General features: G+C 70.7%; 26 protein-coding genes, 1 tRNA gene and 2 pseudogenes. 16 read left to right on the forward strand and 13 right to left on the reverse strand.

The genetic code is table 11. From position 1 onward, the window contains the following. The first annotated feature begins 17 nt into the window (after positions 1–17). A complete protein-coding gene (locus tag ACIOFR_RS24710; RefSeq protein ID WP_401000803.1) occupies positions 18–887 on the forward strand; it encodes a helix-turn-helix transcriptional regulator in 870 nt (289 codons plus the stop codon). 158 nt (positions 888–1,045) lie between these two features. Here the strand turns inward: ACIOFR_RS24710 and ACIOFR_RS24715 are convergent, their stop codons facing one another. Both ACIOFR_RS24715 and ACIOFR_RS24720 read right to left on the reverse strand, forming a co-directional pair. Further along, complete coding sequence (locus ACIOFR_RS24715; RefSeq protein WP_401000806.1) at positions 1,046–1,354, reverse strand: hypothetical protein; 309 nt, start codon at positions 1,352–1,354, stop codon at positions 1,046–1,048. A gap of 224 nt (positions 1,355–1,578) precedes the next feature. Beyond that, positions 1,579–2,442 (reverse strand): NAD(P)H-binding protein, encoded by an 864-nt coding sequence (locus ACIOFR_RS24720; protein ID WP_401000809.1) that lies wholly within the window; start codon positions 2,440–2,442, stop codon positions 1,579–1,581. A gap of 98 nt (positions 2,443–2,540) precedes the next feature. Between ACIOFR_RS24720 and ACIOFR_RS24725 the strand changes: the two genes are divergently transcribed. Further along, entirely contained in the window at positions 2,541–3,287 is a 747-nt protein-coding gene (locus ACIOFR_RS24725; protein WP_401000812.1) for a TetR/AcrR family transcriptional regulator, read from the forward strand. 278 nt (positions 3,288–3,565) lie between these two features. Here the strand turns inward: ACIOFR_RS24725 and ACIOFR_RS24730 are convergent, their stop codons facing one another. Continuing rightward, positions 3,566–4,060: a hypothetical protein gene (locus ACIOFR_RS24730; RefSeq protein ID WP_401000815.1), complete on the reverse strand. Its 495-nt coding sequence runs from the start codon at positions 4,058–4,060 to the stop codon at positions 3,566–3,568. A gap of 20 nt (positions 4,061–4,080) precedes the next feature. On the opposite strand from ACIOFR_RS24730, the gene ACIOFR_RS24735 reads away from it, so the two are divergent. Continuing rightward, positions 4,081–4,425 carry an alpha/beta fold hydrolase gene (locus tag ACIOFR_RS24735; RefSeq protein ID WP_401000818.1) on the forward strand — a complete coding sequence of 115 codons (345 nt, stop codon included), beginning with the start codon at positions 4,081–4,083 and terminating at the stop codon, positions 4,423–4,425. Positions 4,426–4,877: 452 nt separating this feature from the next. Here ACIOFR_RS24735 and ACIOFR_RS24740 read toward each other — a convergent pair whose 3' ends face one another. The 3 genes from ACIOFR_RS24740 to ACIOFR_RS24750 form a co-directional block, all read right to left on the reverse strand. Beyond that, the gene (locus tag ACIOFR_RS24740; RefSeq protein ID WP_401000821.1) at positions 4,878–5,324 is read right to left on the reverse strand and encodes a heme-binding protein; all 447 of its coding nucleotides are present in this window, start codon (positions 5,322–5,324) and stop codon (positions 4,878–4,880) included. A gap of 65 nt (positions 5,325–5,389) precedes the next feature. Further along, complete coding sequence (locus ACIOFR_RS24745; RefSeq protein ID WP_401000970.1) at positions 5,390–5,647, reverse strand: NIPSNAP family containing protein; 258 nt, start codon at positions 5,645–5,647, stop codon at positions 5,390–5,392. 90 nt (positions 5,648–5,737) lie between these two features. Continuing rightward, entirely contained in the window at positions 5,738–6,706 is a 969-nt protein-coding gene (locus ACIOFR_RS24750) for an NADP-dependent oxidoreductase (RefSeq protein ID WP_401000824.1), read from the reverse strand. Positions 6,707–6,847: 141 nt separating this feature from the next. Between ACIOFR_RS24750 and ACIOFR_RS24755 the strand changes: the two genes are divergently transcribed. Next, the gene (locus ACIOFR_RS24755) at positions 6,848–7,225 is read left to right on the forward strand and encodes a winged helix-turn-helix transcriptional regulator (protein ID WP_401000827.1); all 378 of its coding nucleotides are present in this window, start codon (positions 6,848–6,850) and stop codon (positions 7,223–7,225) included. A gap of 333 nt (positions 7,226–7,558) precedes the next feature. Here the strand turns inward: ACIOFR_RS24755 and ACIOFR_RS24760 are convergent. Beyond that, positions 7,559–7,655: transfer RNA gene (locus ACIOFR_RS24760), tRNA-Cys, on the reverse strand. A gap of 428 nt (positions 7,656–8,083) precedes the next feature. After that, positions 8,084–8,431, reverse strand: coding sequence for a nuclear transport factor 2 family protein (locus tag ACIOFR_RS24765; protein WP_401000973.1), 348 nt, complete (start codon positions 8,429–8,431; stop codon positions 8,084–8,086). Positions 8,432–8,830: 399 nt separating this feature from the next. Here ACIOFR_RS24765 and ACIOFR_RS24770 point away from each other — a divergent pair, with 399 nt between their 5' ends. Beyond that, a complete protein-coding gene (locus tag ACIOFR_RS24770; protein WP_401000830.1) occupies positions 8,831–9,409 on the forward strand; it encodes a 1,4-alpha-glucan branching protein in 579 nt (192 codons plus the stop codon). A 29-nt stretch (positions 9,410–9,438) separates the two neighbouring features. On the opposite strand, the pseudogene ACIOFR_RS24775 reads toward ACIOFR_RS24770, so the two are convergent. Further along, positions 9,439–10,145, reverse strand: a pseudogene (locus tag ACIOFR_RS24775) (transposase). A gap of 219 nt (positions 10,146–10,364) precedes the next feature. On the opposite strand from ACIOFR_RS24775, the gene ACIOFR_RS24780 reads away from it, so the two are divergent. The 3 genes from ACIOFR_RS24780 (at position 10,365) to ACIOFR_RS24790 (ending at position 11,508) form a co-directional block, all read left to right on the forward strand. Next, positions 10,365–10,877: an NUDIX hydrolase gene (locus ACIOFR_RS24780; RefSeq protein ID WP_401000833.1), complete on the forward strand. Its 513-nt coding sequence runs from the start codon at positions 10,365–10,367 to the stop codon at positions 10,875–10,877. 113 nt (positions 10,878–10,990) lie between these two features. Then, positions 10,991–11,173, forward strand: coding sequence for a transposase family protein (locus ACIOFR_RS24785; RefSeq protein ID WP_401000836.1), 183 nt, complete (start codon positions 10,991–10,993; stop codon positions 11,171–11,173). After that, complete coding sequence (locus tag ACIOFR_RS24790) at positions 11,170–11,508, forward strand: transposase (RefSeq protein ID WP_401000839.1); 339 nt, start codon at positions 11,170–11,172, stop codon at positions 11,506–11,508. The genes ACIOFR_RS24785 and ACIOFR_RS24790 overlap by 4 nt, the downstream gene beginning before the upstream one ends. 40 nt (positions 11,509–11,548) lie before the next feature. On the opposite strand, the gene ACIOFR_RS24795 is transcribed toward ACIOFR_RS24790, so the two are convergent. Continuing rightward, positions 11,549–11,863 (reverse strand): hypothetical protein, encoded by a 315-nt coding sequence (locus ACIOFR_RS24795; RefSeq protein WP_401000842.1) that lies wholly within the window; start codon positions 11,861–11,863, stop codon positions 11,549–11,551. A 363-nt stretch (positions 11,864–12,226) separates the two neighbouring features. Here ACIOFR_RS24795 and ACIOFR_RS24800 point away from each other — a divergent pair, with 363 nt between their 5' ends. The 3 genes and pseudogenes from ACIOFR_RS24800 to ACIOFR_RS24810 all read left to right on the forward strand — a co-directional run. Continuing rightward, positions 12,227–12,850, forward strand: coding sequence for a histidine phosphatase family protein (locus ACIOFR_RS24800; protein WP_401000845.1), 624 nt, complete (start codon positions 12,227–12,229; stop codon positions 12,848–12,850). A 309-nt stretch (positions 12,851–13,159) separates the two neighbouring features. Then, the gene (locus ACIOFR_RS24805; RefSeq protein WP_401000848.1) at positions 13,160–13,699 is read left to right on the forward strand and encodes a GNAT family N-acetyltransferase; all 540 of its coding nucleotides are present in this window, start codon (positions 13,160–13,162) and stop codon (positions 13,697–13,699) included. A 211-nt stretch (positions 13,700–13,910) separates the two neighbouring features. After that, a pseudogene (locus ACIOFR_RS24810) lies at positions 13,911–14,120 on the forward strand (IS5/IS1182 family transposase); the annotation flags it as partial. Between the two features lie 175 nt (positions 14,121–14,295). Here the strand turns inward: ACIOFR_RS24810 and ACIOFR_RS24815 are convergent. Continuing rightward, positions 14,296–15,426, reverse strand: a complete 1,131-nt coding sequence (locus tag ACIOFR_RS24815; RefSeq protein WP_401000851.1) for a mechanosensitive ion channel family protein — start codon at positions 15,424–15,426, stop codon at positions 14,296–14,298. Between the two features lie 937 nt (positions 15,427–16,363). Further along, on the reverse strand, positions 16,364–16,651 hold the full coding sequence (locus tag ACIOFR_RS24820; protein ID WP_401000854.1) for a hypothetical protein: 288 nt from the start codon (positions 16,649–16,651) through the stop codon (positions 16,364–16,366). Between the two features lie 420 nt (positions 16,652–17,071). Between ACIOFR_RS24820 and ACIOFR_RS24825 the strand changes: the two genes are divergently transcribed. The 3 genes from ACIOFR_RS24825 to ACIOFR_RS24835 all read left to right on the forward strand — a co-directional run bounded on the left by ACIOFR_RS24825 (position 17,072) and on the right by ACIOFR_RS24835 (position 21,025). Beyond that, the gene (locus ACIOFR_RS24825) at positions 17,072–17,701 is read left to right on the forward strand and encodes an ISAs1 family transposase (RefSeq protein ID WP_401000976.1); all 630 of its coding nucleotides are present in this window, start codon (positions 17,072–17,074) and stop codon (positions 17,699–17,701) included. A 532-nt stretch (positions 17,702–18,233) separates the two neighbouring features. After that, positions 18,234–18,680: a hypothetical protein gene (locus ACIOFR_RS24830; RefSeq protein ID WP_401000857.1), complete on the forward strand. Its 447-nt coding sequence runs from the start codon at positions 18,234–18,236 to the stop codon at positions 18,678–18,680. Continuing rightward, entirely contained in the window at positions 18,677–21,025 is a 2,349-nt protein-coding gene (locus ACIOFR_RS24835; RefSeq protein ID WP_401000860.1) for an NACHT domain-containing protein, read from the forward strand. The genes ACIOFR_RS24830 and ACIOFR_RS24835 overlap by 4 nt, the downstream gene beginning before the upstream one ends. Positions 21,026–21,144: 119 nt before the next feature. Here the strand turns inward: ACIOFR_RS24835 and ACIOFR_RS24840 are convergent, their stop codons facing one another. Continuing rightward, positions 21,145–22,020, reverse strand: coding sequence for a LysR family transcriptional regulator (locus ACIOFR_RS24840; RefSeq protein ID WP_401000863.1), 876 nt, complete (start codon positions 22,018–22,020; stop codon positions 21,145–21,147). Between the two features lie 122 nt (positions 22,021–22,142). On the opposite strand from ACIOFR_RS24840, the gene ACIOFR_RS24845 reads away from it, so the two are divergent. Together ACIOFR_RS24845 and ACIOFR_RS24850 are read left to right on the forward strand one after the other, a co-directional pair. Continuing rightward, a complete protein-coding gene (locus ACIOFR_RS24845; protein ID WP_401000866.1) occupies positions 22,143–23,141 on the forward strand; it encodes an NADP-dependent oxidoreductase in 999 nt (332 codons plus the stop codon). 692 nt (positions 23,142–23,833) lie between these two features. Beyond that, positions 23,834–25,549 carry a GAF domain-containing protein gene (locus tag ACIOFR_RS24850; protein ID WP_401000869.1) on the forward strand — a complete coding sequence of 572 codons (1,716 nt, stop codon included), beginning with the start codon at positions 23,834–23,836 and terminating at the stop codon, positions 25,547–25,549. Positions 25,550–25,561 lie beyond the last annotated feature (12 nt).

Here is a 25,561-nt window from a genome sequence, read left to right on the forward strand (position 1 = left end):
CGGCGACACTGGTCCGTGTGGCGCAGACCAACCGTGAACTGGCCGACTTCCTCAGACGAGCCCGCAGCCAGGGCGACCCGTCACGCGCGGGCCTGCCCCCGGACGGCCGGCTGCGCCGGGTGCCGGGGCTGCGCCGCGAGGAAGTCGCCCTCCTGGCAGGCGTGTCGACCGACTACTACACCCGCCTCGAACAGGGCCGGCGGATCACCCCCTCACCAGCCGTGGTCGAGGCGATCGGCCGTGCCCTGGGGCTGGACACCGCAGCCCACGCCCACCTGCGGGACCTCATGGGCATCGCCACGGCGCCGACCCCACGAAGCCCCCACGGTGTCAAGCGTGTCCGCCCCGGCCTCCACCAACTCCTCGACGCGCTCGACGGCGAACCCGTCCTCGTCCTGGGACGGCGCGCTGACGTCCTCGCCGCCAACCGGATGGCGAAGGCGCTGTTCGCCGACTTCGAGAAGCCGGCCCTGCGACACCGCAACTACGCCCGCTGGATGTTTCTCGACGACGACGCCCGCGCCCTGTTCGTCGACTGGGAGGAGCAGGCACGAGCCGCGGTCGAGAGTCTGCGGTTGGAGGCCGGCCGCGACCCCCACGACCGGCACACCAGCGCCCTCGTCGCCGATCTGCGGGAACACAGTCCCGAATTCGACCACTGGTGGGAGCAGCACCGCGTCCACCAACGCACCCACGGCTCCAAACGCCTGCGCCACCCTCTGGTCGGCGAACTGACCGTCGAATACGAAACCCTCTCCCCGCCCGGGGACCCCGACACGACCCTGTTCGTCTACACCGCCGAAGCGGGCTCACCGTCGAGACAGGCTCTGGACCTCCTCGCGAGCTGGACCCTCACCGACTCCGGCCCTCGCGCGGCACACACCTGACGGCGGGGGCTCGGTGCGCCGCTCCTTCTCGGCGCCCTGGAGTCCGGCGTTGGACCGGACCGGACCGCGCCGGCGGGCGCGCGCCGCCTCCGGCACGGTCGTGCCGCCGACGCCGGATGGCCTTGCATCGACTGGTTCGTCGTGCGTGGCATCGTCGTTCACCGGTGGGAGCGGAAGAACTCGGTGAGGTGGTGTGCGAGGAGTTCGGGTTTTTCGTGGGCGGCGAAGTGTCCGCCACGGGGCATGCGGGTGTACCTGGTGATGTTGTACGTGCGCTCGGCCCGGCCGCGGGGTGGCTGGGCGGGGTCGGCGGGGAACAGGGCCAGGCCGGTGAACCAGGAGAGCGATGCCTGCGTGAGGAGGAGGTCGTCGTCGAACCGGGACGACAGGTCACCGCCGCAGTCGCTCCACGCACGGTACTTCTCCAGGATCCAGGCGAGCAGCCCGCCCTCCTGCGCGGACCACACGGCGACGGAGTCGAGTTACTCCTGCTCCTCGGGGGTGACCTGAGCCGGGTCGTAGGCGACCGGGTTGGCGATCGCCGTCAGATGGATGGCCGCCACGGCCTCGGGATGAGCTTCGCCGAGCCGGGAGGTGATGCCGGCACCGAGGTCGCCCCCGTACCGCGACGGTCCGGCTGCTCGGCGGGATCATGCGAGAAGGGGCATCGACGTCCGGCGCGCTCGGTGGATCATTCGTTGGACAGCTGCTCGCGCAGCACGGTGCCCAGCGTGATGGGTTCGCGGCCGAGCAGAGTGGCGAGTGCCGGGTCGACGGTGGCGAACTCGCCGGCCCGACTCGCGGTGAAGATGCCGAGCAACTGATCCGCCGTCTCGGTGGGGACGCCTTGGCCCGTCAGCTGCTTCAGGAACTGGCCGTCGGGGGCGGTGATCCTCGTGATGGCGCGGCCCGTGACCTCGGTGGCGACGGCGGCTACGTCGTCGAAGGTGAGCGCCCGTCCTCCCGTGAGCGGGGGTGTGGGGCCGTCGAAGCGGCCTTCGTCGGTCAGGATGGTGGCGGTCGCCTCGGCGAGGTCGGCGTGCGCCGTCCAGGCGACCGGCCCGTCCGCGGGGAGTGCGAGCTCGCCGGAGGTGGCCGCATGGCCGACGAAGTGCGCCGCGCTGGCGGCGTAGAAGCCGTTGCGCAGCGCGGTGAACGGCACGCCGCAGGCGCGCAGCGCCTCCTCCGTGGCGGCGTGGTCGCGGCACGCCTGGAAGTGCGACGTCGGGCTGGCCCCCATCTGGCTGGTGTAGAGGATGCGGCGAGCACCGGCCGCGACGGCCGCCTCGATCGCGGTGAGGTGCTGCTGGAGGCACTCCTCGCCCATCTTGTCGACGGAGACGATGAGCACCTGCGAGGCGCCCTCGAAGGCGTGGGCGAGACCGGCCGGGTCGGTGAAGCTGCCCTGTCGCACCCGTACCCCTCGGTCGGCGAGCGCCTGCGCCTTGTGCGGGTCGCGGACGCTGACGCCGATTCCGTCGGCCGGCATGCGGGTGAGCAGCCTCTCGACGATCTGACGCCCGAGCTGTCCGGTGGCTCCGGTCACGATGATCATGGTGCGCTCCCCTGTGGCGATGATGTGGTTTCGGTGGAAACAGTTGTACGATATCACCGATACTAACGATGGAATCAACGGTGCCGTATCATCGGTTCATGCCATCGCCTGCACGCGGCACCGACACCGCCGGCTCCGCCACGTCCGACACCGCCCCCCCGAGCCGGGAGCAGACACGGCAACGGGTCATCGAGGCCGCCATCGACCTGCTGACCCGCGGGGGCCGCGACGCGGTCACCACCCGCGCGGTCGCCGACGCGGCGGGCCTGCAGCCGCCGGCCATCTACAGGCTGTTCGGCGACAAGGACGGGCTGCTCGACGCGGTGGCCGAGCACGGTTTCGCCGCGTTCCTCGCCACCAAGCACGTCGACCCCGACCCCCCGGACCTCATCGAGGACCTGAGGGCCGGCTGGGACGTCGCGGTCGAGTTCGGCCTCGCCAATCCCGCACTGTTCACGCTGATGTACACCGAGCCCACCCGGAGCACCTCGGCCGCCTTCAAGGCCGGCATGCAGATCCTGATGGGCCGCGTCCGCCGCCTGGCCGCAGGAGGCTGGCTCCGCGTCGACGAGGAAATCGCGGCCCAGATCATCCACGCCACGGCGCGCGGCGCGGTGCTCACCTGGCTCTCCCTGCCCCAGGACCGCCGCGACCCGGCCCTGTTCAGCACACTGCGGGAAGCCATGGTCGATGCCGTCACCAACCGGCAGCCGGCCGTCCAGGCCCCCGGCCCGGCCGGCGCCGCCCGCGCCCTGCGCGCCGCCCTGCCCGAGCAGACGAACCTCAGCAGCGCCGAGCAACTGCTGCTGACGGAGTGGCTGAACCGCCTCGCCGACAGCGCATGACTGCTGACGGCTCATGACTGCTGACGGTCCATGCGTTATCGCGCGGGCGAGGTGGCCGCGGAGGACCGGCGTCACTCCGCGTCTCTGAATCGCCGTGTCCCCCGGTGGGATGGAGAGCCACCGGGGGAGGGCACGGCCGTGCCGGTCAGGTCACGAGGGGCGGGCGCCACGGACGTCGGTGGTAGCCGGGTGCTCGGTGGCTGTCCGGTGCCGCGCTGGAAGAAGGTGGTGAAGTTCGCGGCGTCCCGGAAGCCGAGGCGCCGCGCGCGCACCCCCGCTCAACGGCAGGTCGGTGTGGGCCAGGAGCCGCTTGCCTCCCACAGGGTCCGCTGGCCCAGAAACTCCTTGGCGCCGACTCCGATGGCGGCGCGGGTGGCCCGGGTCGGCGTTCGCCGGTCGCAGCCCGTCACCCGGGCGTAGTCGGCGACCTGGTGCCACACGGTGAAGTGCTCCTCGACCGCCGCCCGGTGGCGCAGGAACACGTCCTGATGGCGCCCCGTGCTCGCGCCGGTGGTGGCAGCCCCGGTGGGCAGCAGGCGCAGCACCAGCACCGCCAGGAGGTGGGAGGGCAGTGCGCCGGAGGCCAGCTGAGGCACCCGCACCGCCAGTTCGTGCTCGCCGCGCAGATGGTCGGCCGCCAGCAGGGCGAGCTGATGCAGCTCCGGGTCCAGGTGCCAGGTGGCGGGCGCGGCGAGGTCCCACGTGGGCGTCGGCCCTCGTCGCCTCGCGCCGGCCCGCGGGACTCGTGGGCGTGCTGCTGGTCGCGCCCGCACCGCCGGAGCCACCGGCCAGGGTGACCCCGGAGCTCCAGGAAGGGCTCTCCCACGCCTACGACTCGCCGGAGTCCGTCGACCGGGCGCTCGACCACGTGCTGACCGCCGCACCGCCACCCGAGTCGCTGCGGGCCACCGTCGTCCGCGACAGCCTCGCCGCCCATCCCGTGGCCCGTCGGGAGTGGCCGCTGTGGGGGATGGCAACCGACATCACGGAAGCCGCCCGGGCGATCGATGTCCCGGTGACGGTCCTGGTCGGTGAGAGCGACGCGGTGGAACCGGCAGACGTGCTCCGGGACCACCTGCTGCCGCACATCCCGCACGCAAGGCCATATTTCCAGTGCTGTATTTTGGGAGCGGAGTAGGCCCTTGCCAGCCCACCTAAGGAGCTCATCAGGTTCAACGGACCTTCGTCACCTGTGGAGGCCAAAGGCCTGATTTCGCTCTGGCAGGAAAGCCGATGGGACGTCAGTGGATTCGTCGACTCCCAGATCGGCGTAACGCTCTCCAGGCTTCCTGAGAGGATAGAGGTCGATGTCAAAACCGCTTCCGGATCCGGATCCGGCGGCGTGGTGGACATAGCAAAGGCGGCTGCAGAAAGCCTCCCGGAGGGCCAGTACTGGACGAGTAGAGGCGCGATGACGGCTGACGCGATTGATCGGCAGCTGGCATGTAACACACGCTAGCCGACAGGCCAGCGAGCGGATATTGCAAGCACGGTGGACAGTGGGGTGGTCCGGGAGCGTGGACGGTCGTACGGTCCGCCCTCGATGGCTGCGATGGCTGTGAGGGCGGACCGTACGGGCTGGGCGGGCGGTCAGTGGGTGGGCACCTCGAACCCGAGGGCGGCCAGGGCCTCTTCAGCGGCCTGCTGGTCCTGCTCGTAGCTGCCGCCGGAGATTCCGAGGCCTCCGACGCACTGGCCGTTGTCGATGATCGGGTAGCCGCCGCCGACCGCCATCAGGCGCGGGTGGCCGCCCAGCGGCGCGATGCTCGGATCGGCGAGGTAGTCGTTCCACGCGTGGGTGGGGGTGCGGAAGGAGGCTGCGGTCCAGGCCTTGTCGACGGCGACCTCGGCGGTGAGGAAGGGCGCGGCATCGGCGCGGTCGAACGCCATGAGGTGCCCGCCCGGGTCGGTGACGGCGACGGCCGCCGTGAAACCGATCCGGGCGGCGGCCGTGTGTACCGCTGCGATCAGTGCGCCTGCTGCGACCTGGGTGATCGAGGAGGCGGGGAACGACAGTGCGAGTGTGTCCGTGCTCATGTGTTGTCCCTTTGCGGCTGTGCTGCGCAGGTGGCGCCGTCGCGGGCGCACGTGGTGCGGTCGGGTCACCGCAGTGGTGAGGCGGGGGTGGGGACCACGCGGGTGACGACGGTCTTCGAGGGGATCAGCAGCCCGTAGACGACCGGGCCGATCTCGTTCTTCCAGCGATCGTGCTGGTAGACGGCTGCATACAGGGCCTCGCTCTGGGCCTCGTCCTCGAACCGGCGGATCCACACGTAACCGGCCTCGTCCTGGTCGTCGACGAAGGAGGCGGTCACGTCCACGCCCAGGGAGGCCTGGAACGGGATGACCACGTCCTCCATGTAGCGCACCCACTCCTCGCGGCGTCCGGGCTGCGCCTGGTAGCGGCGGATCGTAGTACACGTGTGACTCCAAAGTCCTTGCCGGGGTGGTCAGTCGGTGACGGTGAGGACGAGCTTGCCGCGGGTGCGGCCGGCCTCGCCGCGGGTGTGGGCCGCCCCCGCCTGCTCCAGCGGGAAGGTGTCCTCCACCTCGACGGCGACATGGCCGGCGTCGATCAGGACGGCGATCGTCGTCAGCGCGGCTCCGTCCGGCTCGACCAGGAACGGGGTGACCCGCACGCCGGCCGCCTCGGCGGCCTGGGCCAGCTCCGGTGAGACGCCGGCCGGGATGGCGACCAGCAGGCCGCCGGGGCGAAGGACCTTGAGCGAGCGGGTGCTGGTCCGGTCGTGGGCATCGCCCACCAGGTCGATGACGACGTCGACGTCGTCGGCGGCGTCCTCGAAGCGGGTGCTGGTGTAGTCGATGGTCTCGTCGGCGCCGAGTTCCTTGAGCCAGGGGTGGCGGGCGGTGCTGGCGGTGGCGATCACGTGGGCGCCGAGGTGCCGGGCGAACTGGACCGCGAAGTGCCCGACCCCGCCGGCGGCGGCGGTGACCAGGACCCGCTGGCCGGCCTGTACATGGGCGGTGTCGACCACGGCCTGCCAGCCGGTCAGAGCGGCCAGCGGCACGGCGGCGGCGTGCACGTGGTCGAGGGTGGTGGGCTTGAGGGCGAACTGGCGGGCCGGGGCGGTCACGTACTCGGCGTAGGCGTTCGCGGCGCGCGGGAACCACGGCATGCCGTACACCTCGTCGCCGGCCTTCAACGTGGTCACACCGAAGCCGACCTCCTCCACCACTCCGGACACGTCCCAGCCGAGGGTGAACGGCGGCTCACCCAGCAGCCCGGCCATGCCGGAGCCTCCGCGGGTCTTCCAGTCGACCGGGTTGACCCCGGCCGCGTGCACCCGCACCAGCACCTCGGTGGGCAGCGGTACCGGGCGTGGGACCTGCTGGCTGCGCAGCACCTCCGGACCGCCGAAACCGTCCTGGACCACCGCGCGCATCGTGTTCGTGGACATGCGTCATCTCCTGAAAAGGCACTCTGCGGAAGGCCCTTGACGGGCCCTCCCGTCGACGTCGCCGACGCTATCCCCGGGGATATGGTTACCTTCAAGGTCTAGTACTTCCCGTTGGGAAGTAACCTGGTGAGGAACGTGATCATGACGACCAGATGTCCCAGCGGCCAACACGCGCACCATGACGTCTACGCTGCCCAGTGCCCGTGCCGCGCGCTGCTGGACCTGCTCGCCAACAAGTGGTCCGCGCTGGCCATCGGCGCCCTGGAGGGCGGACCCCAGCGTTTCGGAGAACTCCAGCGCAGGCTCCAGGGCGTCAGCCCCAAGGTGCTCACCCAGACGCTGCGCCGCCTTGAGGACTTCGGCATCCTCGACCGCACCGTCTACCCCGCCGTCCCCCTGCACGTCGAGTACGCCCTGACTTCTCTCGGGCAGAGCGCCGCCATCCCGCTCAACGCGCTTCGGTCGTGGGTGGAGGAGAACATCGACCACGCCCACCGGCCCGAACCGGTCGCGCCGTAACCGCACTGCCCAGTCCGCTGAGAGCGGGACCGAGTGGGGCGAGGCGTGGCCCTGGTCGACCGTCGATCGGTCCAGTCGCTGAGCGTGGTGGGGGATGCCAGTTCCTCGGGGTCAGCGTCCGCACCGGCTGCCGTACGTGGTCGAGCTGCGGGAGCACCGCGGCGCCGATTTGGTGTGGTGGTAGCTGCGGGTGCGCTTCCTGGCCGGTGGCATGGCGCGGGATGACCCCAATGCGGGGGACCCCCGGCATGTCCGCTGCGACGACCGGACCGACGGACACCGGCATTCACGACCTGGGCCGAGGGCGGTGGTGGCAGGCGCCGGGTTGACGGGCGGAGAGGGCAGGATTCGAACCTGCGCGGGCCCCCGGGGGGACCCTGCTCGGCCGTTGCCGGCCTGGCACCCGATGAACCGCTCCGGGCACCTCTCCCTGTACCGGGAGCCGTGTTTCCCGCTCCCTGACGTGCCCTCAGCATGGTCCACCGGGCTGACCAGGTGCTGACACTCTGCTGACCGGTCGGCCGGGCGGCGCGTCGCGGGGGAGCGGCTGGGGCGGGTGAAGCCTGCCGGGTCGTCGCCGGATTCGGGGTCCGGGTGGGCCGGGCTCGGGGTCGACAGGCGTGGTTGGAAGCAGTCCCGCCGGGTGATGGGTCCGGCGAAGGCGTTGTTGCCCGCCCCGATGGTGCTGGCGGCGCGGTCGGCCGTCGCGGAGGTGTTGGCAGGGTGGCTGCGGTCGGCGGTGTGGTGCCGCTGGCCGTGCGGGAGTGGGAGGCCGCCACCGTGGGGGTGGCGGCCTCTGTCCCGGTGGTCAGGAGCGGGGGTTCGGCGCCGACGCCGGCCGGCGTCGTGAGCCGGTGGTCAGCGGGCGCTGCCGAGGTTGCGGTCGGCGTGGTTGCCTTCGAGCATGAGGGTGGTTTCCTCGATGCGGCGGAAGCGGCCGTCGGGGGCGTACTCGGCGAAGAGGTAGACCTCCATGCGGACGGTGGTGTTGTCGTTCTTGGTGATGGTCATGGTGTGGCGGTCGGCGTAGTGGTCGCCGTCGGTGAGTTCGTCGTGGACTTCGACGGTGCCGGTGGCGACGATGGTGCGCAGGTGGGCGATGTGTGCGAGGAACTCGGTGCGGTCGGCCCATTCGCCGTCGGTGCGCTGGCGGTAGTCGGGGGCGGGCGGCGGCGCGGCGGATGGACACGTCCGGTCGTCGTCCAGCCGCTGCCAGGCCTCGTCCGGCAGGTCCCGGCCTGCTGCCAGGACTTGCCGGAACACCGCGTGCGGGCAGTCGAGGTAGGTCAGCCGCTCGGCGAGCGGCGCGTCCCGCAGCCGGCCCGGCTCGTAGGGCGACCGGTGGAGGGCGAGAGCGGCATCCTCGCCGCCGGCCGTGTCCTCGGCCTCCACCAGCGCGAGCAGCAGGTTTCGGGTTTCGGCGGTGGCGTGGCGGTGTAGGCCACCGCGACGCGCACGGCTGGGTCCTCGCTGTCCTCCAGTTGGGCGACCAAGTCGGCGGTCAGGTAAGGGTTCCCGGCCAGGGGTTGCAGCACCGCTTCGTTCCTATAGGTTCGATCACATCCCGTTGGAGAGCGGGCCCAGACCTACCCTTGAGGAGCTCGCATGGCCGACATCCACCGCACCACCATGACGCCCACCAAGCTGGAGCTGCTCACCGGCTGGCTGCCGAAGCAGAGCTGGTACGTGGGTGACGCAGGAACGCCGGAACTGGTCAAGGCCGGTGGGTTCCGTCTGGACGATCCGCAGGGCGCGGTCGGGATCGAGTTCATGATCGTGGCGGACGCCACCGCGCAGGAGCCGGTGGCGTATCTGGTGCCGATGGGCTACCGCGGTGCGGCGCTGGAGGGCGTCCCCAGCGAGGCGCTGATCGGCACCTCCGAGCATGGGGTGCTCGGCACCCGGTGGATCTACGATGGCGTTCACGACCCGGTGGTGATGGCGCAGTTTCACGCCCTCCTGCGCGGCGAGGCGATGTCGCAGCACCAGAGCAAGAGCGACACCCCCGACCCGACCGTCACCGTGCACGGAACCGGCCCTGACGACGGGTTTGACGTTCAGGTCAACCGCGTCCTACGGCCGGCGGAGTCCGCGCAGTGGCCGTCCGAACGCCTCGTCGCCGGGTGGACCTGGCCAGACGGAACGGCTGTACGGGGTGTACTCGCGGCCGTCGCGCCGCGGTAAGGGGTCGCGCGGATGTGGAAGGCATGTGGTCATGGTCGGCGGTTCGGGCGTTCGTCCCAGCGGTGAGTTGTCCAGGACCGCCGGATCAGGCTGCGCACGGTGATGATGGTGTCGGCGAGGTCGAAGAAGGCATCAATGACGGTGACGCGACGCTCGTAGCACCGGGATCCGAGTCGTAGCCGGCGTCCAGGTGCACGGTGATGGTGTCGGGCAACGGGCCGAGGCTCTCCAGACGGTCCATGGTCAGGGCGAGAAGCGGAGAGCCGTGGCGGTTGGTACCGGCCAGGACACGGCCCAGCGGAGTCCCGTATCCATCCGTCATGCCCGAGCGCTTCAGTCCCTGTTTGGCACGGTCGACCGGTGAGCGTCCGGCGGCCTCGCCACCTCCAGGTGCCTTGGTGATCGCTCCGTCGACGGCAATCTGGTCGAGGACGAGGCCGACGATCCGGTCGCAGGACTCCAGTGCGAGCTGCTTGAGCCGGGCGAAGACGCCCAGTCGTATCCACTCGTCGCGGCGGCTGCGGATTGTGGTGGCCGAGCAGATCCTGTCGGCGATCGCCTCGTAAGAACAACCGAAGCGCAGCAGCTGCAGCATCTTGTCGAAGATGATCCGGTCGCTGATGCGTCGGCGATGGCAGCCGAGCGGATGGTCCGGGTGGTACGCCGGCCGCTCGGGCAGCAACGCCGCGAATCGGTCCCAGAGTGGTTCAGCCAGCCATGATGGCAGCATAGGCACGGATCCGCCGGTGATCACAGAGCGTCGCAACTCCGTGATCGCTATGACCCGTGCCCGTTCCGCAGCCGAGGTCCTCCACCGCGCCTATCCGCGCAACCTCTTGCGGCTTGGTACGCGATAGCGGGGCCGTGGCTTTCGGCAGCTTGTAGAGGCTCGGTCAGAACGTGAGTCCTGGCGAGGGCGCGAGTACTGACGGGGGGTCGTGCGATCGTGGGTGCCGTGGATGAACCGGTGGAGCGCGTAGATGATCAGGATCAGGTGCTGGCGGTGGTGGACCGCAGTGAGGCCATCCGTCGAGGCTGGCTGCACCGCATCGCGACAACGGTCTGCCGTGATCAGCAGGGGCGAGTGTTGGTCTATCGGCGGCCCGAGAACCTGTCCCGGTTCCCCGGCCACCACGAGGTGATGTTCGGCGGGGCTGTTGATGTCGGCGAGTCCTATGAGCAGGCGGCGGCCAGGGAGTTGGCTGAGGAGCTGGGCATTCATGTGCCGGTGCGCTTCTTGTTCAAGTTCCTGTGTCGGGGGGCGATCAGCCCGTACTGGCTCGGCGTGCATGAGGCCGTGATCACGGGCGAGGTGACGCCTGACCCGGGAGAGGTTGCCTGGCACGGTTGGCTGACGGAGATGGAGCTGCGGGGGGCCGTGCAGCAGTGGCGCTTCATTCCGGACGGGCAGGAGGCGTTCGATCGCTATCTCACGCGTCGCCACGACCTGCCCCGGATCGGGCCGTGACGCGAGACGGGCCTTACGGGTCAGGCGAGTTGTGACGCAAGCCTGGGTCCGGGCGGCCTTGTCCCATTCTGCCTTCTGCGGCCTGTCCCGTGCACATCTCGGCAGGGGTACTGGTGGCGCTGGTCCACCTGCGCACCGGACTCCCGCATGCCGCACTGGCCGAGCTATACGGCACCGCCCGCTCCACGATCTCCCGTGCCATCGGCGGGATCCGCCCTCTGCTGGCGGCGCGCGGCTTCGCAGTCCCCGACCGTCCCGGCGTGCGACTGCGGCCCCTGACGGACGTGTTCGGGTGAAGGCCAAGGTCGACGAGGGCTACCGGGGCCTGGCCAGCGAGTTTCCCGAGCAGGTCAGCGCCCCGCCGAAGAAGCCGAAGGAGGACACGCCCCTCGGCGAGCAGTACGCGTCGCGGGAGGCGCGCCGACGGCAGTCCTCGGCCCGGATCTGCGTCGAACACACCAACGCCGAGCTGAGGCAGTGGCGCCCGCTCCAGCGCTACACCGGTCGGCGCGAGCACTACGCCGAGGCGCACCGTGCGATCGCCTCGCTGCTCTCGGACCGTTCCGCCCGCCGGGCGACCCGCCCCAAGCCGAGCACCGAACTGGCGCTCGCCCGGCAGACCGCCTGCTGATCAACCACCGGCCGACCCGCCAGGCCAGCACGTCCCAACCTCAATCGCGGAGCGAGTCGTCCGTGGCCGCAGCCCGCACCGTGGGGTCCGGATCGGTGAGCAGCGCCAGTTGCAGGGCCATCGGCCGGTCCCGCCAGGCCTCGGCGACGCCCGCGCGCAGCTTGGGATCCGAGGCTGCCGCGAGTTCTCCCGGCGGCCGCCCGTAGGCCTCGACCAGGCCCTCGATGCCCATCGGTGCCCCGCACTCCACCATCGTCCGGACGAACTCCGCGGAGGCGTCGCCGATCGCCGGGTCGGGACGGTCGGCGATCCGGCGGCGCATCGCCGGGGGAGACCCGGCCCCGTGCAGCAGCACCGCCGAATCCCTGCCGCCGGGCGTCAGCAGGGCCTCGGCCACCGCGTCCGGCAGCCGGCCCGGGCGTACCGCCGGCCCGTGCCGGCCCGCCTGGTGCGCGGCCAGGCGCGCCCGGACGTCCGCCGGGCGGCCGCGTTCCGCCCCAGCCCGGGCGACTGCGGTTGCTTGAGATGCACCATGTGTCCGCGCTAGTGGCTCCGCACAGATGGTTGACCAGGTAGTCGTCTGGGCCGTCGGCGGCCGGGCTGTCCCGGAGGTCCGAGGGGATGTGCTGACCGTGACTGCCAGGAACCGTGGTTGGAGGGGGCAGCGTCCATCTCAGGACGACACACAAGATCGTTAATGGGCGTGAAGGAGTTTGGAATGACCGGAACAGCCACCCGCTACCTCTATCTCGTCCGGCACGGCGAGGCCTTGCCGGACGAGGGCGGGCTGACGGAGAACGGCCGCCGTCAGGCGGTACTGCTCGGCCGACGACTCCGCGATGTCCCCTTCTCGGCCGTTCACCACGGCCCACTGCCCCGGGCAGCGCAGACCGCACGCCTGATCGGGGAACAGCTGAACGGCATCCCTCTTCAGGTCTCGGAAGCCGCTGGGGACTACGTCCCCGACGTGCCGGAAAGGGACGAACTACCGGCGGACTCCGCTGACTTCCTGCTCCGCTTCGTCGACCAGTTCACGGTCGAGGAGCGTGAGCGCGGCCCGGTGCTGGCCCGCCAGGCACTGGAGCGGTTTACCGGGCCGGTGGACGGCGACGAGGCTCGGCACGAACTGGTCGTCACCCATAACTTCCTGGTCGGCTGGCTCGTCCGGCATGCCATGGACGCGCCGACGTGGCGCTGGCTCGGCCTCAACCACTGCAACGCCGCCCTGACGGTCATCCGATACGCGCCCGCCCGGCCGGCCTCCGTCCTCTTCTGCAACGACATGCGGCATCTGCCTGCCGAGCTGCGCTGGACCGGATTCCCGCCCGAATTGCACATCTGAGCACGATCAGCCGTGGCTTGCTACGCGGCCCTGCCCGGATACTCGGTCCAGGCGCGGACGGGTGATTCGGGGGCGAAGTTGGTCGCCGGTTCGGCGCGGGCGTTGTGCCGGCGGACGTAGGCGCCGATGGCGGCGTTCTGCTCGCTGTGACTGCGGTGGTCGGTGCCGTTGAGCGCGAAGTAGCGCAGGCCGAGGAACTCGCGCCATCTCCTACGAGTGGCCGCACGACAATGACGCGATCCTGATCGCGTAGGAGCCCCGCGACTCGAGTGCTGGTATTCGGCGATGCCGGCCTGACAGGATCGGCTCGTGATCAAAACCTCGGTGACCATGCGTGAGCTCGTTGTCAGTGACTTCCACGCTGTACATGCCTTCGCCAGCCTGCCGGAGGCTTGCCGCTACCAGGCGTGGGGGCCGAACACCGAGGAACAGACGCGGGACTTCGTCCAAGGCGCGGTGGATGCCCGGTTGCGGTCCCCGCAGGCGAGATTCGTGTATGCGGCCTGCCTCGACGGTGAACTCGTCGGTATCGGCGAGCTGAAGGTCCGTAGCCTGGCCCACCGTCAGGGCGAGATCTCCTATCTCGTCCATCCTCGGGTGTGGGGTCGAGGCGTGGGCACAGCCATCGGCGGGCAACTTCTCGGCAGAGGGTTCGGGCTGATAGCACTGCACCGGATCTATGCGACCTGCGATCCTCGCAACGTCGCATCGGCCCGGGTGCTGGGCAAGCTCGGCATGACCCGCGAGGGCCGACACCGGCACACTGCGCGGATCCGGGACGGCTGGCGTGACTCCGAGGTCTTCAGCATCCTCGACCAGGAATGGGCACACCGGCCCGGGCCTGAATGATCGGGGAATCGGTGGTCAGGCTCCGGCAGCCGCCCCGGTGCCGGAGGCAAAGAGCCGCGCGGGATCATCTGGAGTGTGAAGTCAGGTTGGGCCCGCGCGGCCTGCTCTGATCCTGCCCTGTGCGGGATCTCGAAGAAGCACCTGGGCGCACTGATCACCGAGTTGGCCGGGCCGTGGACCGCAGCCCGAGACTCTGAGCTGGTCAAACGGCGTGGCCATGGCCGGTTGCGGGCAGCCGGATCGGCCCGGTATCAGGCTCAGGACCCTTGCGGACGCGTTCGCCTATGCCCAGGCCGAGGGCATCAGGCTGCGGATCGACGGTACCGAGGTGCAGGTACGCCGCCCGAAGGCGGGGAGGCCGGGCCGTAGGGCGTTCGTGTCGGGCAAGAGGAGGCAGAATGCCGAGAAGGCCGCGATGATCGTCCTCCACGCTGACTGACCGGACGAAAACTCCCGGACGACGCCCCACGACCACCTCCGAGATCAGGTCTCGGAGACACCTGATGGGCTACCGGCGGCCGATCAGTTTCCAGGCGGACCTATCGGGCAGAGCCACCAGCCGCGCCGCTCGAGCGGCGAGGTGAGGAGCCGCGCGATCACCGAGCCGTGGGAGCGAGGCCGCTGACGTCGGCCGACTGTTCACGGCCAGGGGCGTGCCGCTGGTGCGGCATCGGCGCGAGGGACGACGGTGCGCCCGTCCCGTCCTGCTGGAGCGAGACGGTGCGTGTGGGCGCGGGGATCGAGATGCCCTCCGTCCGGTACCGCTGGTGCAGGCGCTTGATGAACTCGTGCTTGATCCGGTACTGGTCGCTGAACTCGCCGACGCCCAGAATCACGGTGAAGTTGATCCTGGAGTCCGCGAAGGTGTGGAACCGGACGGCGGCCTCGTGGTCGGGCACGCCGCCGCTGATGTCGGCCATCACGCTGTCGACGACGTCGAGGGTGACCTTCTCCACGTACTCCAGGTCGCTGTCGTAGCCGACCCCGACCTGCACCAGGATCGACAGCTTCTGCTCGGGCTGGGAGTAGTTCGTCATGTTCGTCCGCGCCAGGCGGCCGTTGGGGATGATCACCAGGTTGTTCGACAGGTTGCGCACCACGCTGTTGCGCCAGTTGATGTCGACGACGTACCCCTCCTCCCCACTGGTGAGCCGGATGTAGTCACCCGGCTGGACCGTCTTCGACGCGAGGATGTGCACCCCCGCGAAGAGGTTGGCGAGGGTGTCCTGCAACGCCAGCGCGACCGCGAGACCGCCCACCCCGAGGGCGGTGACCAGCGGGGCGATGGACACCCCGAGGGTCTCCAGGGCCACGAGGACGCCCATCGACAGCACCACGATGCGGGTGATGTTGACGAAGATGGTCGCGGACGCCGCCACGCCCGTCCGGGACGCGGCCACCGACTGCACCAGCCCCGCCACCACCCGGGCCGCGCTGAGCGTCGCGATGACGATCAACACGGCCGTCAGCGACTGGTCGACCAGCCCCCCGACCCGCGCGGTGAGCGGCAGGGCCGAAGCCGCCACCGCGGCCCCGGCGATCACGGCCGCCCAGGGGACGATGGTGCGCAGCGCGTCGACGATGATGTCGTCCCCGCTCCACTTGGTCCTGCTGGCGTGCTTGCCCAGCCACCTCATCAGAGTCCGCAGTACCAGACCGGCCACACAGCCGGAGGCCAGCGCGATGCCGGCCACCACCCAGTCGTGCAGGACCAGGTCCCGGGTCACCGTCCCGCCCCCGCGGCGTGGAGGGTGAGGGAACGGGCCGCCGCCGGCCGCCGTACGTGCTGTGTCGTCACCTTGTCGCCTGTCAGGTCGTGTTGTGCGCAGCCGCATTGGAGCGGATGTACGCATTCCGAACGGACTGCCATCCTGCCGCATGGCCCGGCCGCCGCCGCAACCGGACCCCGGCGTTCCGGGCCGCCCGGCCGGACGGCGGAAGCACGGTGGGAGAACGGAAGGACCACTTTGTCCGTGCGACAGCGGGGTTGCCTGTCGCAGGCTGGCCGCCAGCGCCCGCTGGTCCTGCACCGACGGGCTGGACCGCCGGCTCGGGGCAGGCCTTGCGCCGCCCCGGAGCGCGTGGCCGCCTTCGCCACCGCGGCGCTCCTCGACTTCCATCGCAGCGTCAGTGCTGAACGCCCCTACTGCCGGGGCATGGAGCAGGGCCGGCAACTGCTCCCTGACAGCCTCACCAAGGGCGCCTTCCCGTCCCGCCCCTCGCGCGTTCGCGCCCCAGCGCTCGAAGAGCGCCCGCCGCCACGTCCTGGAGTGGTCTCACCAAGGGGGCTGGTGGGAATACGAGATGGCCGAGCTGACCGAGGCCGTGCTCAGCGATCTCCGCAGCCGCCATCGGCCCACCCCGCCCGACGGCGACGGCCAGGGCGGTTGCAAAGTCCCGGGTGTCACCCGTCCGTGAGCTGCTGCTGGTGGCCTGATCGGCGGTCCTGACCGGGGCCCGTTTCTTCGCCTGAGCGGCCACCGTCCGCTCCGGCGGCCTCGCGCCGTGGCCTCCCTGTCAGTGGAATGGCCGTCATCGCTGTGCCACCTTCAGGAACCCGTGAACCTGCCGGTTGTAGCGGGCGTCCGCCGGCGTGTGGGAGCCAGCAGGGACGTCCTCTGGCATGCGCGCCCCCATGGGGAGTGCAGGCGCGTCGTACGATTCTCAGTTGCTGGTCCGACGGGAGCCGTTGTCGGCGAGCCGGGCAAGGAGCGCGGCCTGGTCGCCGCGGCCGGTGACGTAGCTTCCGCCAGGGCCATAGGCAGCGACAGCCTGATGGTTCTTGATCAGTAGGGACCCGCGGTAGGCGTCGTCATCGGGCGTGTTGCCGACCCACAGGAAGATACGGAGGTCGCCGAAGGGATCGTGGCCGGCAGCGATGATGTGTCCGGGCGGGGTGGTGTCGTCGGTGCCGGTCCAGTGAAGGGTGAGATCGGCGGCGCGGAACTGCAAAGCTGTCTCCTCGGGAAGGCGCCTGGCCGGTCGGGTGACGGCCTGGCAGTCGACTACTGCTCGGTACGCCGATGTCGAGATGGTGGTCCAGATACGCTTCCTCGTTGAGGGAGCTGTCGCGCAGGAGCGAGAAGACCTCATCAGGACCTGGACAACCGCTGATTCTCACTACCGAGAGTCGTCCCTGCAACCGAATACCTTCTGTTCAGGTGCCGTCTCCAGGCGGGCGGCAGGACTTGTCCACTGCCTGGGTGACCGCCAAGTCGCGCACACCAGCCGGAGTTTCGATGTGCCGCCAGTCTGCCACCGTCTGCCTGAGCAAGTCGCCCGCGCTGGACGGCGTGGCGGGATTGCCACTGGTGGAGCGGCTGCGGCTGCTGCCGGATCCGCGTCGGCGTCGAGGGGTGCGTCACCCGTTCGCTGCTGGCGCCCTTCGACCTGACCGAGGTCACGGTCGCGGCCGACGCCCTGCACACCCAGCGCGGCCATGTGCGGTTCCTGGTCGAGGAGGAGAAGGCCCACTACCTGCTCGTGGTCAAGGGCAACCAGCCCGGACTGCACCGCCGACTGCGGTCGCTGCCGTGGAGCGACGTCACCGCGCGCCGCTACGACCGCGAGACGGGCCACGGTCGCAGGGAGACACGGGTGACCAGAGCCCTCACCGTCACTTACCTCGGCCTGGACTTCCCCCACGCGGTCCAGGCCGTGCGCATCCTGCGGCATCGGACCGACCTCAGGACCGGCACCGTCAGCCGCCAGACCGTTTGCGCGATCACGGACCTGACCTCGCGGCAAGCCTCACCCCAGCGGCTCGGCCAACTCGTCCGCTCGCAGCGGACCATCGAGAACCGGCTCCACTTCGTCCGCGACACCACCTTCGCCGAGGATGCCTCGAAGATCCGCACTGGCCACGGCCCCGAGAACATGGCGACCCTGCGCAACCTGGCGATCAACACCCTCCGCGCCGCCGGGCACCGCAACATCGCTGCAGGCCTCCGCCATGTCTCCTACCAGCCCTTCACTCGCCCGCTCGACCTCCTGGGCATCTGACCTTCACACCTACAAGATCACCGGACTTTTGCAACACCCCTGCGGCGACGGCAGCGGCGCGGGACCGGTCCCCCCAGGGGGGCAGGCGTTCAGGACGATCGCCGCCCGGCAACTGGTCCGTTCCGGCAGGGGTGAGGCGTGGCCGCCACTCGGCCCGCCGCCGGCGGCCGGCCTCAGGCCAGACCCGGCGGGGCCCGTGACGGCCTCCTGGCGGTTCGCCGGGGTGGTGGATCCGGCGCCGGGGCCTACCAGGTCCGTGGCGCCGCGTGCCGCTGAGCTGATCCGAGTCGTGGCCGGGAAAGCCGATCACAGGAACCAGCAGGTGTAAAGGCGACCTCGATCGCTCGCGTGTGCGAGCCAATGCCGCGGCAGTGAGCCGCAGGTGGCGGTATGCATGACGAGAACCCGCCAACAATGCTCGGCGGGACGGGATTTGAAGAATTCTTCCCGGCGCGGGACCGCTTTCGCTAACCTCGTCGGAAACGCCAGACGCCGGCGGTTCCGAACGACCCGCAATCTCGGGGAGTGGTGCATGTCGACGACAATGCGGCGCGTGGTCATGTGGGCGATTGTCGGGGTGTGTGGTGCGGCTGTTGTCGGCCTGATCCTGGTGGCCGCCTTGGCAAGTGCGACGACCGCCGACCGGTGGATCGCGGTGGGCGGAGCGGTGGCGGCGCTGGCCGGGGCACTGGCTGCGCTGATCTCCCTCCTGCGTACGGCGCCTTCCCCGGCCTCGACGGTCGTACGCGGCAACAACAACACGGTGGCCGGAGCCGGTGCACATCACAATGCGCTGGGTCGTGGCTCGGTGACCGCCCACTACGAGGCGATCCGCGGCGTTCCCGGGCAGCCGATCCCTCCGGCGTCCGGACCTGCCGCTGACAGCCGTCTGGAAGTGCGCGGATCCGGCAATAGCGTCGCCGGTTCCGATGCGCATCACAATGCCATGGGGGACGACGCGGAAATCGATCACGATTGACGGGCGACAACGCCCGGGGGCCCCGCCCGGACCAGGGAGATCCGGGCAGGGAGGAGAGCTGCGAGACGTACACCGTCGGCGATGTCCGGGTCGACGGGGACGGGAACTCGGTGGTCGGCGCAGGCAGCGACCACAACGCAGTGGGCAAGTATGCCAAGGTCTACGACCAGCGCGTCTTCATCCACGGCGGGCAGGCTCCGGCACGCCGTCCTGTCCGGGTCCCTCTCGCGATGCTGTTCGTCTTTGTGCTGATGCTCTGCGGGGCGGCCGCGTACGCGCAGGCGAACGGGGAGGACGTCACCGATGTGTGGCTCGTCACCGTCGTCGTGGCAGCTTCGGCTGTCCTGTTCGTGATCTGGACACACTGGGCCGGTGTTCGTCAGGATCGAGGGATGGGGCATGCGGCCGGGGATGTCACCGCGCGGGAGCATCTGATCGGGGAGACCGATCGGCTCTGGGTGCGCGGGGCACTGCACAACGCTCTCGAGCGGTCCGTCCGGCTGGAGATCGGCCTCGCCGACCAACCTGACGCGGTCAGGGATCCGTACGGGTCGGTGGGGCTGCAGGATCTGACCGACGGTGAGCTGATGCCCGAGGCGCGGCTGAGTTCGCTGCTCGGTGAGCGGGGCCGGGGCCGGTCGCTCGTCATCGGCGATCCCGGCGCGGGGAAGACCACCCATCTCCTCTCGCTGGCGGAGGACCAGCTCGAGCAGGCCCGGCGCGACGACCTGGCCGCGGTTCCCGTCGTGCTCCTGCTCTCCACCTGGGCGAAGGAGAACCGGGAGAGTCGCTTCGCGGACTGGATCTGTGCGGAGGCGCGGCAGCGGTACGTGATCGACACGGCGACCATGACGTCGTGGCTGCGGACGGGCCGGGTGCTGCTCCTCCTCGACGGGCTGGACGAGGTCACGGGTGAGGCGGAGCGCGATCAGTGTCTCGCCGACCTCGAGACGTTCTGCACCGATCCGCAGTTCTCGTCGTGCGGCGTGGTGATCACCTGCCGGACGGATGAGTTCCGGGAGCTCGGCCGGAGGGTCTCGGTGTCCAGGGCGGTACGCGTCCTGCCGCTCAGCGAGGCCCAGGTGGGTCAGGTGCTGTCCAGCGGCGGTGACAGCACCGCCGCGCTGGCCCTGGCGGTACGTGAGGACGACGAGTTGGCCGCGCTGTTGAGAACGCCGCTGATGCTCGGCGTGGCCGTCCTCGCCTTCGCCCGTCTCTCACCCGGAACGCGGATGCCGGCAGGCGACCACCGGGACGTCCTCTTCGGTCTGTACGTCCACCGGATGCTCGTCCGCGTCCGAGCGCTGCGTGGCTCTGCGGACCGCTCGGGCGCCACCACTCCGCCCACTCCCGAGGACACGTACTACCACCTCGTCTGGCTCGCTCGGCTGATGACCCGGCAGGGTCAGACGATCTTCTACCCCGACCTCCTGACACCGATGTGGCTGCCCGACCGCAATCCGGCCTGGCCGCTGACCCGCCAGCGCGGGCCCGTCTCCCGCATCGCCGGATGGCTGGGGTGGGACCACACCAGCACCGGCTTGGTCGGCGGACGACTGGCCGCCCTGGTCGGAGCGCTCTCCTCCGCGCCGCTCGGTGCACTCGTGGGCGGCTCCCGTGGAGCCCTGGCCGCTGCCGCCGTGGCGGCCCTGGTGCTCGGCGGGGGTGTCGCACTCTCGTTCGGCGTGCTGTTCCAGTCGGCCCTCGCGGAGCGGCTCTTCACCCCGGTCGTGGGCCACGACACCTACGGCATCTACGCGGCTTCCAGTTGGACGTGGTCACCGCGCAGGGCCGGTCATGGACTGATCACCTGGCTGCTGTTCGGCGGCCTGGTGGGATCCGTGCTGCTCCTCGCCGGCGCGTCTGCGCCGGCCGGCCTGTCGGTGGCCGGCGTCCTCGGACTGGGCGGCGTGCTGAGCGGAGGCACCGTCCCGGACCACACGAAGCCACCGGCCGGCACCGGCGGAGCACTCGACGCCTCCGTGCGCCGTCTGCTCCTCCTCCTGTCGGTCCTGCTGGGGGCCGTCACGGTCGGCGCCGTGCTCCTGGCGCTCCTGCACGGATCCTGGCACGCACCGGTCTCGGCGCTTCCCGTCACGATGGCCTTCATGCTCACCGCCGGGCCCGGCCGGGCCTGGTTGCGGCACCGAGCGGCCCACTACGGAGCCCGCAAGTCGAGGCTGCTGCCGAGGGACCTGGACGCGCTCATGCTGCGCGGCGAGGACAGAGTTCTCCTGCGGCGCGTCGGCGGCGGCTACATGTTCCTCCACCGCGACCTTCAGAAGTACCTGACCGAGCGGTCACCGGAGCAGCCACCGCAGTTCCCCGCTCTCACCACGGCGTAGCCACCGCACCAGCGGCCGGCAGCCGGCGGACCGCCTACGCGTGGCCGACCCACGATCACACCGTACGACGGCAGTCCCGAGGGCTCGCGGCCGGCGCCGAGTTGTTCAGCCGGGGACTGTCAGGCTGCCGGGGCGGTCAGGACGGCCTCGGCCGCCAGCCGGAGATTCCTGATCATCGGATTCGGGTCGCCCTTGCGGCTGACCAGGACGACCTGGCTGGGGGGAGCGCCCTCGATCGGGACGGTGACGAGGTCGGGACGCAGTGAGCTCCGCCGATCGCCGACCGGTAGTACGGCGATCGCCCTGCCATTCGCGACGAGTTCGAGCTTGTCCTGGTAGCTCTCGATCGGCGGCACGTCGGCCCCGAGGAGCCGGTAGGAAGTCCAGTCCGCGGTCTCGAACGCGCACGGCGCCGCCTCCTCGCCGGCCAGTTCCTCCGCGCTCACCGACGCGCGGTCGGCCAAGGGGTGGTCTCGCGGGACCGCGAGCATCCGGGGCTCCTCGTACAGCGGGACGGTGAGCACCTCGTCGGCGGCGAACGGCAGTGGGGCCCGCGCGATCAGGGCGTCGACGCGCTTGTCGGACAGCGCCCCGACGTCGCGGCAGCTCAGGTGCCGGGTGGTGATCTCGGCGGCCGGGTATCGGCGGCGCAGTTCCCGTACGGCGCCGGTGATCACCAGGTCTTCGACGTAGCCGATGACGATGCTTTCGGTCTCGGCCTGTTCACGTACGGCCAGTTCGGCCTGGCGGGCGGCCTGCAGCAGGGCTCGGGCCTGCGGGAGGAACCGCTGGCCGGCCGGGGTGAGCCGAGCGCCCTGGGGTACGCGGTCCAGCAGTCGTGCGCCGAGATGCCTTTCGAGCCGTTGGATCTGGCGGCTCAGCGCCGGCTGGGCCACGTGCAGGTCGGCGGCGGCCCGGCCGAAGTGCTGGTGCGCCGCCACCACGGTGAAGTAGCGCACCAGCCGCAGTTCCAGGTCCTGTCCGAGGTCGTTCACCCCTCCAGCGTACGCGTCATGCTGTTTCGGAATGATCGGGTTGCCGAACCGGTCTTGGACGGTCGTGCCGTCCCGGGCCTTGACTGAAGGAGCAACGAATCCCCGAGAAAGAGACAGGTGCGATGAAGGCGATCCAGTTCCACGAAGCGGGCGGCCCGGAGGTTCTGCAGTATGACGAGGTGCCGGTTCCCGGGATCGGCCCGGGCGAGGTGCTCGTGCGGGTGCACGCGGCGGGCATCAACCCGCCCGACTGGTACCTGCGTGAGGGGTTGAAGGTCATGCCGGCGGAGATGAGGCCGGCGCTGGAGTTCCCCCTGATCCCCGGGACGGACGTGTCGGGCGTGGTCGAGGCGGTCGCTCCGGACGTGCGGGGGTTCGCCGTCGGTGACGAGGTCTTCGGCATGCTGCGGTTCCCCGGATTCGACGGCCGGACGTACGCCGAGTACGTGGCCGCGCCGGCTTCGGACCTGGCCCACAAGCCGGCCGGCATCGACCACGTGCGGGCGGCCGGGGCGCCGATGGCCGTGCTCACGGCCTGGCAGTACCTGGTTGACCTCGGCCACGACGTGCCGTCTCCCTTCACCGGCCAGGTGCACCGGCCGGTGCCGATCACGCCGGGGATGACCGTGCTGGTCAACGGGGCCGCCGGCGGAGTGGGCCACTTCGCGGTGCAGCTGGCGAAGTGGAAGGGGGCACACGTGATCGCGGTGGCCTCGGGCCGGCACGAGCAGTTCCTGCGCGGGCTCGGCGCCGATGAGTTCATCGACTACACCAGGACGCAGGCCGCGGACGTGGTCAGCGGTGTCGACCTGGTGATCGACACCGTCGGTGGCCCGGACAGCTCACGCTTCCTGGCCGTGCTCAGGCGCGGCGGCACCATGCTTCCGGTGTTCTTCGCCCCGTACGACCCCGAAGAGACGGCCCGTCTGGGCATCACGGTCTCGAACATTCAGGTGCGTTCCAACGGCCCTCAGCTCGCCGAGATCGGGCGCCTGTTCGACGAGGGGAAGCTCCAGGTCGGGGTGGACAGCACCTACCCGCTGTCCGAGGCGGCCAACGCACACGCGCGGGCCGCGAAGGGCCACCTCCAGGGCAAGGTCGTGCTGACGGTGGCTTCGTGAACGCCGAACTCCGACAGGGGGTGGCGGACCACGCCCCGCCCTGGGCGGGATGGCTGCGCCCGAGTCGGAAGCGGTCCTGAACGAAGGCACCACCTGGACCTTCACGATGCCCGGACAGGTTCTCGGCCCGGTCGCCGGACGTGCGGCGGTGCTCGACTTCGGGTAGGGGCCGGGGCGCCCGTGAGCCGAGTTCCGTCCTTCCCCGCCCCGCCCGGGCCGCGAAGGAGGAGGACCAGGACGTTCCCGGCGACGCTGTGGAGAGCCTCTCCCACCGCGGTACCGGTACCGGCACCTACGACGCCGGACCGCAGGGCCCCTCCCGGAGGTCCGGGGTGGCCGCACCGCCGATGCCCGCACCGGCGCCGACCCCGAGGAACTCGCCACCGGCACGCCCGCCGCCGGCCACTGACGCCTCGCGCACCCAAGCGGGCGGCCCCATCCGCGACGCAGCAAGAGCGGCAGGTCGGCGCCCGATCCGCGAAGGGGCCGCCCAAGGTGTGACGCGGATCGAATCTCCTCGGACTGCTGGGTCGGGCGACGCTGACCTGCTGCCCTCGCGGTGGCACGCGCCCCCCTTGGACGCTCGGGGTGCCCCGGACAGCACCGGAGCCCCCTGCCGTCCTTCGGTTCGTCTGCGAGAATCTGTCGCGGGTACCGGTGCCGTGCGGGTACCGGGGCTGGAGGAGGCCGTCGTGGGTGGGGATGATGTGGCGCGCTCGCGGATTCCGCAGCTGCGGCTCGATGAGCTGTTGGAGGAGCTGCAGGCGCGGATCGACGCGGCCCGTGGGACGCGGGACCGGGTGCACAGCCTTCTGGAAGCGGTGCTGTCGGTCGGGCGGGAGCTGGATCTGACGCAGGTGCTGCGACGGATCGTGGAGGCGGCGGCGGACCTGGTGGACGCCCGCTACGCGGCGCTTGGGGTGATCGGCCCGGACGGGGAGTCGCTCTCGGAATTCCTGACGGTGGGGATGTCGGCTGAGGAGATCGCCGGGATCGGGTCCTACCCGACCGGGAAGGGGCTGCTGGGTGAGCTGATCAGCCACCCGGAGGCGCTGCGGCTGGAGGACCTGTCGCAGCACCGGGCTTCCTTCGGATTTCCGCCCAACCATCCGCCGATGCGGACCTTCCTCGGGGTGCCCGTGCGGGTGCGCGAGGAGGTGTTCGGGAATCTCTACCTGACTGACAAACGCGGTGGGGAGGACTTCGACGCCGACGACGAGTCGGTGATCTCGACGTTGGCGGTGGCCGCCGGGGTGGCGATCGACAACGCGCGGCTGTACGAGGAGGCGCAGCGCCAGCAGAGCTGGTTGAGTGCGAGTGCGGAGATCACCCGCAGCCTGCTGTCGGGCAGTTCGCGTTCCCAGGTGGTCGAGCTGATCGCGCAGCGGGCGCGGGACATCACCGGCGCCGAACTGGGGGACATCGTCGTGCCGGAGGCCGACGGCCGGACGTTGCGGCTCGAGCTCGCGCTCGGTGGCGACGCCCGGAAACGCGCCGGCCTGGTGGTCCTGCGGGAGGGCACCCTCTCGGGAGCGGCCTGCACACAGGGAAGGCCGGTCACCACGGTGGACCTGGCCACCGACCCGGCCTTGACGGGCGATCCGCGGCGGGCGGAGGAACTGGGCCCGGCGGTGGCGGTGCCACTGGGGCGGGCGGAGGGGCATATCGACGCGGTCCTGTTGCTGGCCCGTCGTCCGGGGGAGGCACTGTTCACCGAGCGGGAGATCGGACCGCTGCTCGGGTTCGCCGATCAGGCTGCGCTGGGACTGGAGCTGGCCGACCGGCGCCGGGACGCGGAGCAGTTGGCGATGCTGGAGGACCGCGACCGGATCGCCCGGGACCTGCACGACCTGGCGATCCAGCGGCTTTTCGCCACCGGTATGACGCTGCAGAGCGCCGCCCGCTTCATCGAGCATCCGGGGGCGTCGGACCGGGTGCTGCGGGCGGTGGGGGACCTGGACGAGACGATCAAGATCATCCGGTCGACGATCTTCGGACTCCAGGCCCGGGACGACACGGCCGGCAGCGGGCTTCGGGCCCGGGCGGTGAAGGTTGTCGAGACGGCGCAGGCGGTGCTGGGCTTCGCGCCGCGCCTGAGCATGGAGGGCCTGCTGGACACCGACGTCCCCGCCGCGGTCGGTGACCACGTGGTGGCCGTCCTGGGCGAGGCGTTGAGCAACGCGGCGCGGCACGCCAAGGCCGGGCGGGTCGAGGTGGTGCTGCAGGCGACGGGGACGCAGGTCGTGCTGACGGTGCAGGACGACGGTGTGGGCATCCCGGCGCAGGGCCGGCGCAGCGGCCTGCGCAACCTCGCGGAGCGGGCCAAGGCCCTCGGCGGGGTCCTGGAGTTGTCGAGCCCGCCCGGGGGCGGAGCGCGACTGGTGTGGTCCGCGCCGCTGGGCGACTGAGCGTCACCACCG

It is taken from the genome of Kitasatospora sp. NPDC088346 (assembly GCF_044740765.1).
Classification (GTDB): domain Bacteria; phylum Actinomycetota; class Actinomycetes; order Streptomycetales; family Streptomycetaceae; genus Kitasatospora.

Excerpts from the sequence above, each read along its gene's own strand:
- ACIOFR_RS24720 (WP_401000809.1), bottom strand. The coding sequence starts at position 2,442 with ATGATCATCGTGACCGGAGCCACCGGACAGCTCGGGCGTCAGATCGTC.
- ACIOFR_RS24725 (WP_401000812.1), top strand. The coding sequence starts at position 2,541 with ATGCCATCGCCTGCACGCGGCACCGACACCGCCGGCTCCGCCACGTCC.
- ACIOFR_RS24740 (WP_401000821.1), bottom strand. The coding sequence starts at position 5,324 with ATGAGCACGGACACACTCGCACTGTCGTTCCCCGCCTCCTCGATCACC.
- ACIOFR_RS24745 (WP_401000970.1), bottom strand. The coding sequence starts at position 5,647 with ATGGAGGACGTGGTCATCCCGTTCCAGGCCTCCCTGGGCGTGGACGTG.
- ACIOFR_RS24750 (WP_401000824.1), bottom strand. The coding sequence starts at position 6,706 with ATGTCCACGAACACGATGCGCGCGGTGGTCCAGGACGGTTTCGGCGGT.
- ACIOFR_RS24755 (WP_401000827.1), top strand. The coding sequence starts at position 6,848 with ATGACGACCAGATGTCCCAGCGGCCAACACGCGCACCATGACGTCTAC.
- ACIOFR_RS24770 (WP_401000830.1), top strand. The coding sequence starts at position 8,831 with ATGGCCGACATCCACCGCACCACCATGACGCCCACCAAGCTGGAGCTG.
- ACIOFR_RS24800 (WP_401000845.1), top strand. The coding sequence starts at position 12,227 with ATGACCGGAACAGCCACCCGCTACCTCTATCTCGTCCGGCACGGCGAG.
- ACIOFR_RS24830 (WP_401000857.1), top strand. The coding sequence starts at position 18,234 with ATGTCGACGACAATGCGGCGCGTGGTCATGTGGGCGATTGTCGGGGTG.
- ACIOFR_RS24845 (WP_401000866.1), top strand. The coding sequence starts at position 22,143 with ATGAAGGCGATCCAGTTCCACGAAGCGGGCGGCCCGGAGGTTCTGCAG.